Source organism: Sinorhizobium sp. 6-70, from assembly GCF_030124375.1.
In the GTDB taxonomy this organism is placed as follows: domain Bacteria; phylum Pseudomonadota; class Alphaproteobacteria; order Rhizobiales; family Rhizobiaceae; genus Sinorhizobium.
Genome location: NZ_JASKLS010000009.1, coordinates 203,562 through 218,095 on the forward strand (window position 1 = coordinate 203,562; position 14,534 = coordinate 218,095).

The following is a 14,534-nucleotide window of genomic DNA, read 5'->3' on the forward strand; positions in this document are numbered from 1 at the left end:
GTTCGAAGTGCTAGCGGAGGCTGGCGCAATCGGTAGGCGGGCTGCCTCGAAACAACGCTGCAGGTGCTCGCTACCCTCGTTTGACCTTGACGCTCTGGCATTTCTCAAGCAGCGCGGTCAGCAGTTTCGGGCGGAGATTTACGAGGCCCTCAAACAGGGTGTCGATCGTGTCGAAGCTCTCTGATGTCGGCAACTCGTCCATCGCCTCGAGGATCGCTCGTTCTGCGGAAGGCATTTTGATCGGCCAGCGCCAGGGACTGGATGCGAGCTGGCCATCTGAACCTTCGGACAAGTCGAATTCGGTGTCCTCGACGCCAAAAGTGTCGCCGTTGAACAAGCACCCGCATTAAGGCCCTTGCGCATCCACGGCACGAATGGATGTTATCCAAAAAATCAATTTCTTCGACCCGTTGGGTGCCGTTAGAAAGCGCTGATGCAGCCTTATGCAGACGCGGTAACGGGTACACCGCCGCGCTCGATTTCTATCTAGCATTTAGGGACAACACTGCACGTCAACGAAAGGAAATTCTGTGGTAGGCCTCAGACTCGTCGGCATCGCCGGCAGCTTCAATCGCCCATCCAAGACCCTTGCGCTTGTACGTCATGTGGCCGATCTAGTGGCGGCGCAATATCGGTTCGACACAACGACCTATGATTTGAATGATGTCGGTCCTTCGTTGGGGAGAGCCTGCTTGCGCAAGGACTTGGATAGTCAGGCTGAGAGAGTTGTTCGCGACATAACCAACGCTGACGTTCTCGTCATCGGTTCGCCGACATACAAGGGATCTTATCCCGGGCTTTTCAAGCACCTAATCGATCTCATCGATCCGCATGAGCTGCGCGCCAAGCCGATAGTCATCACTGCCACGGGCGGTGGCGACCGCCACGCTCTGATGGTCGAGCATCAGCTGAGACCGCTTTTTGGCTTCTTCATGGCCCATTCGCTGCCAACGGCCATCTACGCTTCGGATCGCGACTTCGTCGACTATCGCGTCGTCTCCGAGCCGCTTTGCAAACGCATCGGCGAGGCCGTGAGCGAAATCGCGGCTTTGTTCCCGGAGGCGAAGTCGACGGTTGCCGAGTGAATGAGGGGTTGAGCATCGAGAGATGTACGGGTTTCGCCCAGCGACGCCGAAGAGCTCTGGAGCGGAGTCGGCTGCGCGCCGTTAACCGAAACGGTTCCATTAGAATGACATGGAGGAAAGAGTTCTGATGACTGTAATGGAAAAGCCGCGACCGGACGATGCGACCGCTGTCTTCGACAAGAGAAGCTGGCTGGATTCCCACGAGGCCGATTATCACAAAACGCTCGGCAATCGCCAGGTGCAGATGATCGCGATCGGTGGGGCGATCGGTACCGGGTTGTTTCTCGGCGCCGGCGCCAGGCTGCAGTCCGCTGGACCGTCGCTTGCGATCGTCTATCTCGTCTGCGGCGCCTTTTCCTTTCTGATCCTGCGCGCCCTAGGCGAACTGGTGTTGCACCGGCCGAGCAGTGGTAGCTTCGTCTCCTATGCCCGTGAGTTCCTCGGCGAGAAAGCCTCCTTCGTTGCCGGCTGGATGTATTTCCTCAATTGGGCGATGACTGGCATCGTCGATATCACCGCCGTTGCCCTCTACACGCACTATTGGGATGTATTTGCGGACCTGCCGCAGTGGATCTCAGCGCTCGGCGCGCTGCTGATCGTCGGTTCGATGAACCTCGTCGGCGTTAAGTGGTTCGCGGAGATGGAATTCTGGTTCGCGCTCGTCAAGGTGGCAGCGATCCTGATCTTCCTCGCAGTCGGTACTTTCTTCCTAGGCACTGGCATGGCCGTCTCCGGCAACGCCACAGGCCTGCATCTGATCAGCGAAAATGGCGGCCTCTTTCCGAACGGCCTGTTCCCGGCGCTCGTGCTCGTGCAGGGCGTAGTCTTCGCCTTCGCCGGCGTCGAACTGGTCGGCACGGCAGCCGGGGAGTGCTCGGATGCCAAGACCATCCTGCCGCGCGCCATCAACAGCGTCATCTGGCGCATCGCGCTGTTCTATGTCGGCTCACTCGTACTGCTCGTCTGCCTGTTACCCTGGACCGCCTACAAGGCCGGCGAAAGCCCGTTCGTGACCTTTTTTGGCGCGCTCGGCATACCCGGCATCGGCACGGTGATGAACATCGTTGTCCTGACCGCGGCGCTGTCGAGCCTTAACTCCGGCCTCTATTCAACCGGCCGCGTGTTGCGCTCGCTAGCGCAGGGCGGCTCCGCCCCGGCGTCGCTTGCCCGAATGAATGCGCAGGCGGTGCCGCATGTCGGCATTCTTGTGACGCTCGCCATCTACGTGTTCGGTGTTTTACTCAACTATCTCGTGCCCTCGCATGTCTTCGAGATCGTCCTCAATGTCGCCTCGCTCGGGATCCTGAGCACCTGGGGCTTCATCATCGTCTGCCAGATGGCCTTCCGCTGCGCCGTTGCCCGCGGCGAAGTCGAAGACGTTTCGTTCAAGATGCCCGGCGCCCCGTTCACCTCATGGCTGACGCTTGCCTTCCTTTTCTTGGTGCTGGTGCTGATGGCGCTAGACTATCCAAACGGGACCTATACCGTCGCCTCGCTGCCGGTCGTGGCGCTGGCGCTGTGGGGCGGCTGGAACTGGGTGAGCAAGCATCGCCAGACTGAGACACCGGCAACGCTGCCCGACGTCATACTGGCGCAGCAAATGCGGCAGTGACCAGTCATTCTCTCAAGAGGCGCCGTCCAATCTGGTGGCGCGCTTGAGGCATCACGCCATTGGAATCCCGAAGCTCAATTAGGCAAGGACCAGGGCGGTCTGCTTGGTCGATGCAGGAGCCGCACCGCCGCTTCGGATCTCGTCCGCGACACTTGGTATATAGACTTGGCCGCGGACGTTGCGCTCATTCAAACGCTGCGCGTCCGTATAGCGCTTGTCCGAACCAACGGTTGTCGGCAGCTTCTATGGATCGCCGCTGAACTCACCGAGTGGGCAGTACCGACGCGATGGCACAACAACCCTCACCGCCTAGCCTCGACAGAAGAACCACAGCTCTGGATCGTCAGCGTTACTTCGAGTTCCTGATGATGTCGCCGGCCTACCCACCGCGCCAGGCGCGGGGGGCGAGTGCCCATCCGCAGACGGGGAAGTGCCTGCCGAGGCAATCGGTGGAATACCGCACACAGGAAGCGTCCGGAACGATGATCATCGATACGAGCCGCGCGACAAGGCGCTGCGCTACAGGCTCGGCCGCGAAGGCAATGGATGGCATGGAACCGAACCACTTATCGTCATGGCGCACGATGACGCGGCGGGCAAGCCGGTCTTTGCCCGCGCCTGAGGTTGCGGTGGAATTCGCGGGGATGGTTGTCGAGACGTGTGATGCGTGCCGCCGATTAGAGAAGTCAATTGTCCCGAGATCATCGTCGGTCCTGTCATGATCCGTCTAGCCAGCAACGCTGGCAGGCGTTGCTGCAGGCGCTTTCGACGCCCACGGTCGCGCCGGACTTTCCTGCGGAAGGCGGGCTTCCGGTGGAGCGATTTATGCGCCGTGACTTTTTGAACGCCAAACTATGTAGGTAGCCTGCCCCCTCATGCCCTAACCCGCGGACCGGCTGACACACGTCCCCCCGCACGAGCTGGGGGCCGTTTGAGGGCAGTTCGGCGTTTACAGGCGCAGCCCGGCGACGCAACGCTTGCGCCGAAGCGTTCATCTCCACTCACTACCCAGCATCTACACCACCTGCGGCTTTAGCTCTACGCCAGCGTCTCCCACTGATATGGCCGAACAACGTCATCTCTGGCCATGTCCCCGAGTGACAGGGCTACGTTTGAAGGCGATGGGCTCGCAATTGTTGGGCGCATTCGTTTCCTGCCCATCGGTTTCGTTGCGTGCGAGCCGTTTCAATGCCTCAAGCAGATCATCGACGTAAGTGAAGATGATGGGGATAACAATAAGGCTAAGCAGTGTTGACGTTATTACACCGCCGATCACCACAATGGCCATAGGCTGTCGGAAACTTGAATCACTTCCCGTCAGGCTAAGAGCAACCGGAAGCATGCCCGACGCCATGGCGATGGTCGTCATGACAATGGGACGCCCGCGCTTCTGGCAGGCATCCACGAGAGCATCGAACCGCTCCATTCCCTGGCGGCGCGACATGATTGCGTGTTCGACGAGCAGGATCGAATTCTTTGTCACCACGCCCATCAGCATCAGCAGCCCGATGACGACCGGCATCGAGAAGCTGGTTTCGGTCACTAACAACGGCAGCAGCGCGCCTCCGAGCGATAGGGGCAGGGCCATGAGGATGGTGAAGGGCTGCAGGAGATCTTGGAAGAGCAGGACCAGCACAGCATAGATGCAGAGCACGCCGATTGCCATTGCAAAAGCAAAGCTTTGGAACAGTTCCGAACTGCGCTGAAGTTCCCCTTGCTTCACGAGCGTGACGCCCGCCGGCAGGTGCTCAAGAGCCGGCAGCGCCTTTGCCTCGCGATAGACGTCGCCCAGGATACGGCCGTTGAGCTCAACGGAAAGAGTAATACAGCGCATTCTATCGATGCGGTCGATCTCGGAAGGACCTCCGCCGATATGGATGTCGGCGATTGATCCAAGATCGACGCTGCCATGGGTTCCGGCTACCCTTATGTTCCTGATATCGTCGAGACTTGTGCGTGCCTCGGGTTTGAAACGGACGACGATGGGGATCTGCCGCTGAGGCAGATTGAGCTTTGGTAGGGCGGAAGAGTAGTCCCCATGCGTCGCAACGCGCACGGCTTCCGCGATGGCGGTTGACGTCACCCCGAGTGCGGCTGCACGTACAAAGTCCGGGGTGATCTGAACCTCCGGCGCCTGCCGCGAGGCGGTGGAGGTGACTGCTCCGATACCATTGAGCGTTCGGAGTTGCTCCTCAAGCGCCTTGGCTGCTTCGTTGAGGACATTGGAGTCATCGCTGGCCAGGGTGATGACCAGCTGCGTTCCGTGGCCGCCGCTACCGACCGCAACCCGCACACCGGGAAGCACCGAGAGGGCGGAGCGGATATCCTGTTCGATCTCCGACTGTTTGCGGTCTCGTTCTTTAATGGGCGTCAGCATGACGTCGAGCGTGGCTGTTCCAATACTGACCTCGGGGCCACCACCCGATGATACCGAACCGACCGACGAGAGCACATGCGTCACATCACGAAGCTTGCTTACGATGTCCGCCGCCTTCTTGGCTGTTGTGTCCATTTGGTCGATTGTGGCTCCGGGCTGCAGGGACAGCGTCACCTGGGTCCGGGCGTCGTCGGCAGCCGGAAGGAAGCCCGATTTCAGGAAGGGGATCGTGGAAAGGGAGAGTGCAACGAAGACTGCGGTGACGAGGACCGTTTTCTTCCTGTGGTTCAAAGACGCCTTCACAAGCGCCATGTAGGCCCGCATGATTCGCCCATCCCTTTCCTGGGTGGAAGGCGGCTTCATGAAATAGGCGGCCATCATCGGCGTTAGCAGGCGCGCAACGATTAGAGAGGCGAGTACGGCGACTGCGGCGGTGATGCCGAACTGGCGGAAGAGCAGCCCTGATACGCCGCCCATGAAGGCCGTGGGCAGAAAGACGGCGACGAGCGTGAGTGTGGTCGCGATAACTGCTAACCAGATCTCATCGGCCGCTTCGAGGGCTGCATTAATCGGGCGTTTGCCCATCCGGAGGTGGCGAGCGATGTTTTCGATCTCCACGATGGCATCATCGACAAGAATGCCGACCACCAGCGACAGTGCAAGCAGAGTGATGACATTGAGACTGAAGTCAGCGGCGTACATTAAGAGGAAGGTCGGTATGACCGACAAAGGCAGCGCCACGGCCGACAAGATCGTCGCGCGCCAATCCCGGAGGAAGAGCCAGACCACGATGACGGCGAGGATCGCCCCCTCGAATAACATCCGCATCGAACCATGATAGTTCTCGAGGACCGCTCCGACGGTGCTGTAGACTTTATCGATCTGCATGTCGGGATGTTCGGCGGCGAGCCGTGCTACCGCATTGTCGACGTCGGCGGCAACGCCAGTGTCCGAGAACCCGTTCGAGCGCTTGATCGCGACGGCGATCACGGGCTGGCCGTCGAGATAGGCCAGCGAGGATCGGTCCGCGAAGCTGTCAGTGACGGAAGCGACATCGTCAAGACGGACCTGCTGCCCGTTGGGCAGCGGAATTTGCAGTCCCTTGAGGTCTTCGACGGATGCGACTGCGCCGAACGTCCGCAGCGTCTGGCGGGCTCCGCCGATTTCTCCAAGCCCACCCGACGCATCAGCTTGGACCGACTTCAACTGTGCTGAAACAGTCGCTGCAGTGACCCCGAGCGATGACATCGTCGCTGGATCGAGGTCGACATGAACCTCGCGATCGATGCCGCCAATTCGGTTCACCTGTCCCACTCCCGGAACCGATAGAAGCGCCTTCGTCATATTGTTGTCGATAAACCAGGAAAGCTCGGTCTCGTTGAGCCGGGTGGAGCGAACCGCATAGGTGACCAGCGCCGCACTCTGCAGGGTTACTTTGGTGACACTCGGCGTCTCCATCTGCGCCGGCAAATCCGACTTTGCACTGTCGACAGCATTGCGGACCTCGTTCAAAGCCTCATCGCCGTCCTTCTCCAGCTCGAAGGTGACGTTGAGCGAGACGGTTCCGTCGGTGATGGTTGTGGCGATATGGTCGAGATGACTCAATGGGGCCAACCGGTCTTCAATGATGCGGGCTACTTCGGTCTCTAGCTGGGTCGGCGCCGCGCCCTCCAGTGTGGCGGTGATGCTGATCCGCGGAAGGTCCATATCGGGGAAATATTGGACCGGCAGGCGCTCGAAAGCCCATATCCCGCCGATCGTAAGCATTGCGAAGAGCAGTATTGCCGGTAGGGGATTGAGAATCGACCAGGCGGAGAAATTCATCAGCCTTCCTCGGCGACCTTCACGAGGTCGTTGTCCGACAGAAACGCTCCGCCCGACGCCACGATCCTCGAGGACTGATCTATACCGGAGAGAATCTCGACTTCGCCGTTCTTGTGGCGGCCCGTCTCCGCCCGGACCCGCCGCACCCGCCCGTCGACGCCGATCGTGAAGACGTAGCTCATCCCGTCGCGGAACACGATCGCCGTGTCTGGAACCGTGAGGGCCGAAGTCGTCTTTAGTTCGATGCTACCGGTGAGGTAAAGGCCAACACGCGGATGAATGTCGGCAGGAAGTGTGACATAGACGATCGCGCGGCCGGTCTCGCTGCTGACAGACGGTCCGACAAGCCGCACCTTGCCCTCAATGGGGCGCGCCTCCGGGCCGTTGATCGTGACGCTCAATCCTTCCGAGATACGTGGCAGGAAGCGCGCCGAAACTTCAGCCTGCCACTCGACGCGCTGCTGACGGACCAGGCGGAACAGCTCGGTGCCAGTGGAAACGACTGCGCCGAGATCAACGGTGCGTGACGTTATCAGGCCGTCGTCAACGGCCGTGACGGTCGTCTGAGCGAGCTTGATCTTTTGGCTTTCGAACGCGGCCTGTTGGGATTCGAGGCTTGCTATTGCCATCTGCTCGTCAGTTAAACGCTCGGCTATCTTCTCATCCGAAATTGCTCCCGAAGGGCGAAGCTGGCGGGCTCGGTCCGCGTTCGCCTTGGCCTTTGCCAAATCTGCCTTGGCGGTTTCGACGGCCGCGGCTTGCTTTCGAAGGTCCGCCAGCACGCTCTGTTGGGAAAGCTGGACCAGCGTCTGCCCCTTGGTCACAACCGATCCGACGTCGACCAGAACGTCGGTTACGCGAAGGCCGCTCGTCTCGGAGGCGATGACCGCTTCCTGCCAAGGTTTGAGCCATCCGCTTGCAGGAATTGTTTCCGGCCACTCCCGTAGCGCAGGCGCGACCAGTGATACAGTAAGGGCGGGTGTTGCCGGCTGATCCGCCACGGCACTCCCGAAGGGAAGCAGTGCTGCGCAGAAAAGGGCTTTGGCGAGTGCGATGGACGGCTTCCTCAACTGTAAATCCTCGTAGTTCACGGCGCATCAGCACATTTGCCAATCCGCGCGAGCGCCATGGAGTTGTTCTTGCTTGGTCGTAGAGAGACGGGGGCTTTTGATCCTAGGCCGACGTCACCGTGTCCACGAGCCCACACGATAACCATGCATCCAGAGCGCTGCGTCAGCAGCGGTGCAGCCAGGCTGGACAGATTGTCGTTGGCGGCGTCGAGCCCCTGCAGGCTGTCGCGTAAATAGTGCAGGTGCCTCAACCGGTTCAGGGCGGCATCGAACCACCGAAGCGAAGTGTTCCCTTCGCCCGGCCGGGCCTGACCTGTGTTCGCCATTGCTGTCTCGTCGGTAACCAATCAAAAGAGTGCGTGCCGTGTTCGCCGACAGCTCCTCACCACGCATTCCGCTTTGCCTTCGGATCACGCCTATCTTCATGCAACACGCCGTAGCATAATCACAATCGATTGTTTGGATGGGGGGCATCGATGCTGTGGATGCATCAGGGTGGGATGTCCGGAATTGGTCACCCTGATCGCGATCCTTGATCACCACGGCCTTGCCAACTCGGATAGCAAATGGCGGGGATCTCGGACTAACATTGAGTCGAGCTTCACGGGCCGTAAAACAAGGTCTTGTGGCACTCGCCGTCACAAATATCTCCACAGTTGGTTGGTATCGACCTCCTTCACTCCGCTGGAGAAATGAAATCGGCCGCGCGTCCAGGTAAGACTTGCGCCTGTCGCGGGATCAAAACGCAAGCAACATGCCAACCAGCACCCAAGCTTATGGTCGTGAGTGCGCCTAATGTTTCAGCGCCTGAACTCCGTGCTGGCGGAACCAAAAAATGTTGCCGCAAACCGGATAGACGTGGGCTCCAATTGCGGTGGCGTCTCCTGCGATCCCTTTCTTAAAGGGTCTTTGCTTCTCATCATCGATTTCCGTCAGCGGAGGACGGGTGCCGAGTGCGCGGCGCGTGGAGACCTCTTCCTGTCGGCGCGGTTATGCGAACGCGGGGATGACAGTCCAGCAAAACAGGCCGGTTGCGGAGCCTGCCCTGATGCGCGACACTTTGCGCCGCGGGCTTATGGGTGACCAAGAGTAACGAATCGCTGCAGCGTTGGAACGAACACTAGGGGTTTGCGGTTCTGAGCACGACCTTCGAGTAGGTCCGAAAATGAGAGAAGTGCCATGGCGTGCTCCACTGTGAGTGACGTTGCAAAACGGCATGAAGCGCCAGTTCTGCGGGGCCCTACCACGCACTTGAGTTCCTGGAGAATGAATGGCCGAGGCAGGGGATGCAGCACGCACGGGCGGTGCAAGTCTGCCGTGAAGCGTTGCATCACTCCGAATATGCGAATTCCGCAAGAAATTGCTTAATAGCGGCATGCGTTGAAGCGTCACTTGCATACAGCGAAGCTGAGAATGTGGGCTCTCGCGCTGAAGCGAAGACGATGAGCCGGCATAGATAAGCTGCACTGGCAGAGCTGTGTCATCTTCGAGACTTAAGTCCGAGCGGAATGCCCCTCGAGTTGTTCTCAGGTTCTGAGCATGACGGCGCGTCGCCAAGCCGAGCGCCATTGAGCTGGGACATGCCAATCGAACTTACTGACCATGCCACCTTCAGAAGTATTGGGTCTGCGACCAGCGGACTCACGGGCAAGCTGAAAACGCTGTGTCCGCTGGGCGCCAAGCCCATGACAAGTAGCGGAATCAGACGAATGTGAAGTCCGACGCGCTCAGGTGGAGATTTGCAAGGTTGCCCACACTGTACACATCAGCAAGGTGAATCAACTCGTCCACGTTGTTTGCCGAGGTGACATAGGCGAGGTTGGCCGTGTGGGTCTTGAAGTCGTGGTAGACTATGATGTCGCCAGCGGCCTCGCCGGAAATCGCCCTCGCGGCGGCTGAGCCACTGGCGAAACTTTGGTCCGTGATCACCACGACGTGCTCGCCGTTCGCACCCGCGGCCGCGCCGCTGTAGAAGGTGTCCACCGGGAAGCCCGACTGCACGCTGGCGTGGTTAATGAAGTTCGCGCCAAAGCCGTCATTGAAGAGGCCCACCGCATCGAAGGCGAAAGTATCCTGAGCCGGGTCGAAATCGAGAATGGTGGAGATGTCCGGGTCCGGCCCCTGTTTGGGGAAGACCCCTGGCATCGGGTTGTGGGACCCGCGCACCGGGTTGTGGAACTGGAACACGAACGTGTCGCCCCCTTCGCCCCCTTCCAGCCAATCCCTACCGTCACCGACGAAGAGAACATCATCGTCAGCACCACCGGAGAGATAGTCATTGTCCTCACCGGCAACGCGGGGGTTGTAGCGGCCGTTATCGCCGGAGAGAACGTCACTGCCCTCTTCGCCGTAGACCTGGTCATTGCCCGCGCCGCCGAGGACCCGGTCATTTCCCGCGCCGCCGAAGGCCCGGTCGGTGCCCGCACGAGAGTCGATCCAGTCATTGCCGGCGTAATCGATAATCACATCGTCGCCATTGCTGCCGAAGAGGGTGTCCGCGCCATCGCCGCCCGGGAAAAACTTTTCCATCGCAAATACTCCTTGTAATGCAGTGCCCGACCGCCCGTGACGCCTTGATACTTCTCATCGGATAAGCAGGGTAATTGATTGTTTTGATAGGATGTATCCACGTGGCGGATGCATTTCCACGCACTTCATCCGACTGAAAATTTACGGGCTCGCGGGGGGGGGGGCGCTCGGGCGCCCAGACAGGCGATCTGAAAATTCGAGGCATCAAACCGGACCAGGTCAGGACGTCGGCAACGCCGTCTCTGCGCTACATCATCGCCGCAGACTCCCATCCTGATTAATGCCGAATCTCACGTCGCGCGGTAATAGGGGTTTTAACGTGCGTGCTGTTCGTGCAGACAGGAGGAACGCAACTACTACGCCTTCTCGACGCTAAGCTGGTCCCCGGATTCGCGCCACCTTGCAGTTTACAAAGTCCGCCTGGCTACAGGCGGGAGTTCTCTATTTTAGTTTCGTCGACGACGGGGCGCTTGGCGCCCGCAGTCGTTCGGGCGACGGCCCCACGAGAAGCTATTAGGAGTCCGTCGTGCTCGTCACGCGTGCAACATGTCAATGTCGCCTGGCATTGTCCGATATACGACAATGTTGGACATGGTCAGACTGCGGTTCGATCGAACACGTTGGTTCAAAAGAGTTTTCTTTCGGCACGCATATTGCTTCAAGCCTCTGCAGTCGCGTCATGGATCAAAGATAAACACGCGGAGATGTCGAAATGTTACGACCATGCCATTTGTCCGTGCCTTCGTCCGGTCATTCCACAGCTGGACGTCCCAGATGCCGTAGAGGGAAGAGTCCAAACCCGCCAAGCAATAGTCGAGCCGACGGTGCCAATGCTCTTTTGCCGAGGCTGTCCTCCAGCGGACGCAACGATCACCATGGCCTGCTTGCCGGCAAAGTCCCAGGAGGGCCCTTCCGGCTGAGCGGGGCCGAGAGACTTGTCTACCGCGGGACGACTCCTGGCGAGCACGAGTTCATTCTGGTCGATGTCGCCATGGGCGTGAAGCAGCCAGCCTTCGATCAGGCCCTCCTGGCTGCGGAGCTACATAAGTCGAACCACAACAGCTGTCAGGCTGGCAATCTTCCCTTGGAGTGCGGCCGATGATCCATGCTGGAATAAATTCGCGTGTCCGTGCATTTGCCTTGAGCATGGTTGCGCTGCAAGCGTTGATGACCTTCGAAGCGGCAGCCGTCGAAGCCCCGCGAGGCGAATCCGAGATCGCAAATTTCCTGCTGAGAAACGGCATGGAGGTGGTCGTCATACCCGATCACCGGGCGCCGACTGTCACGCAGATGGTTTTCTACAAAGCCGGCAACGCCGATGAGCCACCCGGCAAGTCTGGCATCGCTCATTTCTTGGAACATCTGATGTTCAAAGGCACGAGTAAGCACCCGGCCGGCGAGTTCGACGCAAAGGTCGCAGAGATCGGTGGCGAGGAGAACGCCTTCACGTCGTCCGACTACACCGCCTACTATCAGACTGTCACGGCGGAGGCGCTCGGGACGATGATGGAATTCGAAGCTGACCGGATGCGCCATCTCGTGCTCACGGACGCGGTGATCGTGCCGGAGCGCGATGTCATTCTCCAGGAGCGGCGCTCGAGGGTCGAAGACAACCCGGAGGACCTTCTCGAAGAGGAGACGCGGGCGACCCTCTATCAGAACCATCCTTACCGTATCCCGGTTATCGGCTGGAAGCACGAGATGGAACAGCTCAATCGTGGGGACGCCGTGGCGTTCTACGATCGCTACTATGCCCCGAACAACGCCATACTTGTCGTGGCAGGCGATGTGGACGCCGGAACGGTGTGGCGGTTAGCGGACAAGACCTACGGGGCCATACCGCGCGGCCGGGACCTGCCGCAGCGGGTGAGGCCGCAGGAGCCGGAGCAGAACACCAAACGAACGGTCGTGCTCACCGACCCGCGCGTGAACGTGCCGAGCTTTCAAAAGTCGTGGGTGGCGCCTTGTTACAGAGTAACCGAGCCGGGGGAAGCGGAAGCACTCGATCTTCTGTCGGAAATTCTCGGTGGAGGAACGCGCAGCCGGATCTATCAGGAATTGGTAGTGAAACAGGGTATAGCCTCCTGGGGAGGCGCTTATTTCCAGGGAAGATCGCTCGATCCGTCTAGCTTCACGATTTATGGCTCGCCGCGGGGCGAGGCGACGATCGAGGCGGTGGAAGACGCGCTCGACGCTGAAGTCCGGAAAATCATCGAGACCGGTGTTACCGATGTCGAACTGGAGAAGGCCAAGAACCGCTTGGTGCGCTCGATGACCTTCGCACGCGACAGCCAGGCAGAAATGGCCAACATCTACGGGAAGGCGCTTGCGACCGGCAGTACTGTGTACGACCTAGAGGCATGGCCGTTGAGGATCCGCGCGGTAACGGCGAGACAGGTGCAGGCGGTTGCCACGAAATATCTTAATCCGGACCGATCGGTGGCGGGATATCTGCTGCCGCGGGAAAGCGCGACCTCAGGAGATAAAAGGCGATGACAATGTTCAACCGACTGCCGATCGGGGCAGCAAAGCCGTTGCTGATCGTGCTCGTATTGCTGGGCCTTGCCGCGATGCCGGCTCGGGCGGCCGTGGCCATCCAGGAAGTCAAGACATCGAGCGGGATCAAGGCCTGGCTGGTCGAAGACTATTCGATACCAATCGTCACCATTCGTTTTGCATTCCGCGGCGGCACCACGCAGGATCCTTCCGGTAAGGAAGGCCTGGTCAATCTCATGACCGGCTTGTTCGACGAAGGGGCCGGCGAACTCGACAGCGAAGCCTTCCAGGAGCGGCTGGACGATGCTGGCGCTGAGATGCGTTTCGACGCCGGGCGCGATGCAGTCTACGGCTCCATGCGAGTGCTCGCCGATCAGAAGGATGATGCGTTCGACCTTCTCCGGCTGGCCATCGAGCAGCCGCGCTTCGACCAAGCGCCGATGGATCGCATTCGCGCCCACATCGTCTCCGGCATCATCGCGGAAGCCAAGGACCCCGAGTCGGTCGCAAAGATCGCATGGAGCAAGGCGCTCTATGGCGACCATCCGTATTCCAGGCAGGACGAAGGCACCGAGCAAGCCCTTGCCACTGCCACGACCTCCGATCTGAAGGCGCTTCATAAGCGGCTTTTCGCGCGCGGCAACCTGACCATCGCCGTGGCCGGAGCGATCGATGCCAGCGCGCTTAAGCAAGATCTGGATCAGATATTCGGCGGGTTGCCTGCCGAACCCTCCCTGATACCGGTTGCAGAAACCGCGCCTAAGCTGGCGCAGGAAATTCGCATCCCGTATGACCTACCCCAGATTGGGCTGCGGCTGGTTTATGCCGGGCTTAGCGACAAAGACCCGCAGTTCTTCGCAGCCTATCTGATGAACCACATCCTCGGGGGAGGAGCGTTCACGTCCAGGCTCTGGAACGAGGTGCGCGAGAAGCGGGGACTTGCTTACCACATCGGCTCGGCCCTCGTGAACAACGACCATGCCTCCGTGCTCGTGATCCGCACGGAAACCCGCCCGGATCGGGCCGCGGAGGCCCTGTCCCTCGTTCGCGCCGAGGTGAGGCGCATGGCGGAGGAGGGCGTCAGCGAGGAGGAACTCGAAGCAGCGAAGAAATACGTCATCGGCGGTTACGCGATCGACAATCTCAACTCATCCAGAGCGATCGCCAACACTCTGGTCGCAATCCAGATGCAAGATCTCGGCATCGATCACATCGAGCGGCGAAAACAACTGATCCAGGCCGTAACCGTGGAGGATGTCCGGTCCGCCGCAAAACGGCTTCTCTCCGCTGACCCCGCCGTGATGATCGTCGGACCGCCGCTCGAAAGAACGAAAGGATAACGGGTCATGGGCAAAGCTCGTCCCTCAGCAGCGGCGGGGTCGAGCGTGGGCGGCCGGCCGGGCCAGCGGACCCCTTGTGGTCAAGTGCAGCGTGTGACTCAGCAATACGGACGGTAACGGATCGCGAGTTGATCCTCAGTGGTTTGCACACGAAGCCTGCGAAATCCTGCGTCCGACTTGCGCTCCCCAACGGCGGTATGT

11 protein-coding genes are annotated in these 14,534 nt (G+C 59.9%); 6 read left to right on the forward strand and 5 right to left on the reverse strand.

Annotated features, from left to right (window positions below; genetic code table 11):
* Positions 1-70 precede the first annotated feature (70 nt).
* Positions 71-337, reverse strand: coding sequence for a type IV toxin-antitoxin system AbiEi family antitoxin domain-containing protein (locus QN222_RS18805; RefSeq protein ID WP_283964509.1), 267 nt, complete (start codon positions 335-337; stop codon positions 71-73).
* Between the two features lie 193 nt (positions 338-530).
* Between QN222_RS18805 and msuE the strand changes: the two genes are divergently transcribed.
* The 3 genes from msuE (at position 531) to QN222_RS18820 (ending at position 3,319) form a co-directional block, all read left to right on the forward strand.
* On the forward strand, positions 531-1,085 hold the full coding sequence (gene msuE, locus QN222_RS18810; RefSeq protein WP_283964510.1) for an FMN reductase: 555 nt from the start codon (positions 531-533) through the stop codon (positions 1,083-1,085).
* Between the two features lie 127 nt (positions 1,086-1,212).
* On the forward strand, positions 1,213-2,697 hold the full coding sequence (gene ansP, locus QN222_RS18815; protein ID WP_283964511.1) for an L-asparagine permease: 1,485 nt from the start codon (positions 1,213-1,215) through the stop codon (positions 2,695-2,697).
* A gap of 430 nt (positions 2,698-3,127) precedes the next feature.
* Positions 3,128-3,319, forward strand: coding sequence for a hypothetical protein (locus QN222_RS18820; protein ID WP_283964512.1), 192 nt, complete (start codon positions 3,128-3,130; stop codon positions 3,317-3,319).
* A gap of 453 nt (positions 3,320-3,772) precedes the next feature.
* On the opposite strand, the gene QN222_RS18825 is transcribed toward QN222_RS18820, so the two are convergent.
* The 3 genes from QN222_RS18825 to QN222_RS18835 are packed head-to-tail and all read right to left on the reverse strand — an operon-like array spanning position 3,773 to position 8,294.
* Positions 3,773-6,898, reverse strand: coding sequence for an efflux RND transporter permease subunit (locus QN222_RS18825; RefSeq protein WP_283964513.1), 3,126 nt, complete (start codon positions 6,896-6,898; stop codon positions 3,773-3,775).
* Entirely contained in the window at positions 6,898-7,968 is a 1,071-nt protein-coding gene (locus QN222_RS18830) for an efflux RND transporter periplasmic adaptor subunit (RefSeq protein ID WP_283964514.1), read from the reverse strand. Before QN222_RS18830 ends, QN222_RS18825 begins: the two co-directional genes overlap by 1 nt.
* 17 nt (positions 7,969-7,985) lie before the next feature.
* On the reverse strand, positions 7,986-8,294 hold the full coding sequence (locus QN222_RS18835; protein ID WP_283964515.1) for a hypothetical protein: 309 nt from the start codon (positions 8,292-8,294) through the stop codon (positions 7,986-7,988).
* A 960-nt stretch (positions 8,295-9,254) separates the two neighbouring features.
* Between QN222_RS18835 and QN222_RS18840 the strand changes: the two genes are divergently transcribed.
* Positions 9,255-9,428: a DUF982 domain-containing protein gene (locus QN222_RS18840; protein WP_283964516.1), complete on the forward strand. Its 174-nt coding sequence runs from the start codon at positions 9,255-9,257 to the stop codon at positions 9,426-9,428.
* A gap of 241 nt (positions 9,429-9,669) precedes the next feature.
* On the opposite strand, the gene QN222_RS18845 is transcribed toward QN222_RS18840, so the two are convergent.
* Positions 9,670-10,497 (reverse strand): calcium-binding protein, encoded by an 828-nt coding sequence (locus QN222_RS18845; protein WP_283964517.1) that lies wholly within the window; start codon positions 10,495-10,497, stop codon positions 9,670-9,672.
* Positions 10,498-11,595: 1,098 nt separating this feature from the next.
* On the opposite strand from QN222_RS18845, the gene QN222_RS18850 reads away from it, so the two are divergent.
* Both QN222_RS18850 and QN222_RS18855 read left to right on the forward strand, forming a co-directional pair.
* Entirely contained in the window at positions 11,596-12,993 is a 1,398-nt protein-coding gene (locus QN222_RS18850) for a pitrilysin family protein (protein WP_283964518.1), read from the forward strand.
* Positions 12,990-14,333 carry a pitrilysin family protein gene (locus QN222_RS18855; protein ID WP_283964519.1) on the forward strand — a complete coding sequence of 448 codons (1,344 nt, stop codon included), beginning with the start codon at positions 12,990-12,992 and terminating at the stop codon, positions 14,331-14,333. The genes QN222_RS18850 and QN222_RS18855 overlap by 4 nt, the downstream gene beginning before the upstream one ends.
* Positions 14,334-14,534 lie beyond the last annotated feature (201 nt).

Bases quoted from the DNA above. Each gene is read 5' to 3' on its own strand.
- ansP (WP_283964511.1), top strand. From the start codon at position 1,213: ATGACTGTAATGGAAAAGCCGCGACCGGACGATGCGACCGCTGTCTTC.
- QN222_RS18845 (WP_283964517.1), bottom strand. From the start codon at position 10,497: ATGGAAAAGTTTTTCCCGGGCGGCGATGGCGCGGACACCCTCTTCGGC.
- QN222_RS18835 (WP_283964515.1), bottom strand. From the start codon at position 8,294: ATGGCGAACACAGGTCAGGCCCGGCCGGGCGAAGGGAACACTTCGCTT.
- QN222_RS18855 (WP_283964519.1), top strand. From the start codon at position 12,990: ATGACAATGTTCAACCGACTGCCGATCGGGGCAGCAAAGCCGTTGCTG.
- QN222_RS18840 (WP_283964516.1), top strand. From the start codon at position 9,255: ATGCAGCACGCACGGGCGGTGCAAGTCTGCCGTGAAGCGTTGCATCAC.
- QN222_RS18825 (WP_283964513.1), bottom strand. From the start codon at position 6,898: ATGAATTTCTCCGCCTGGTCGATTCTCAATCCCCTACCGGCAATACTG.
- QN222_RS18850 (WP_283964518.1), top strand. From the start codon at position 11,596: ATGATCCATGCTGGAATAAATTCGCGTGTCCGTGCATTTGCCTTGAGC.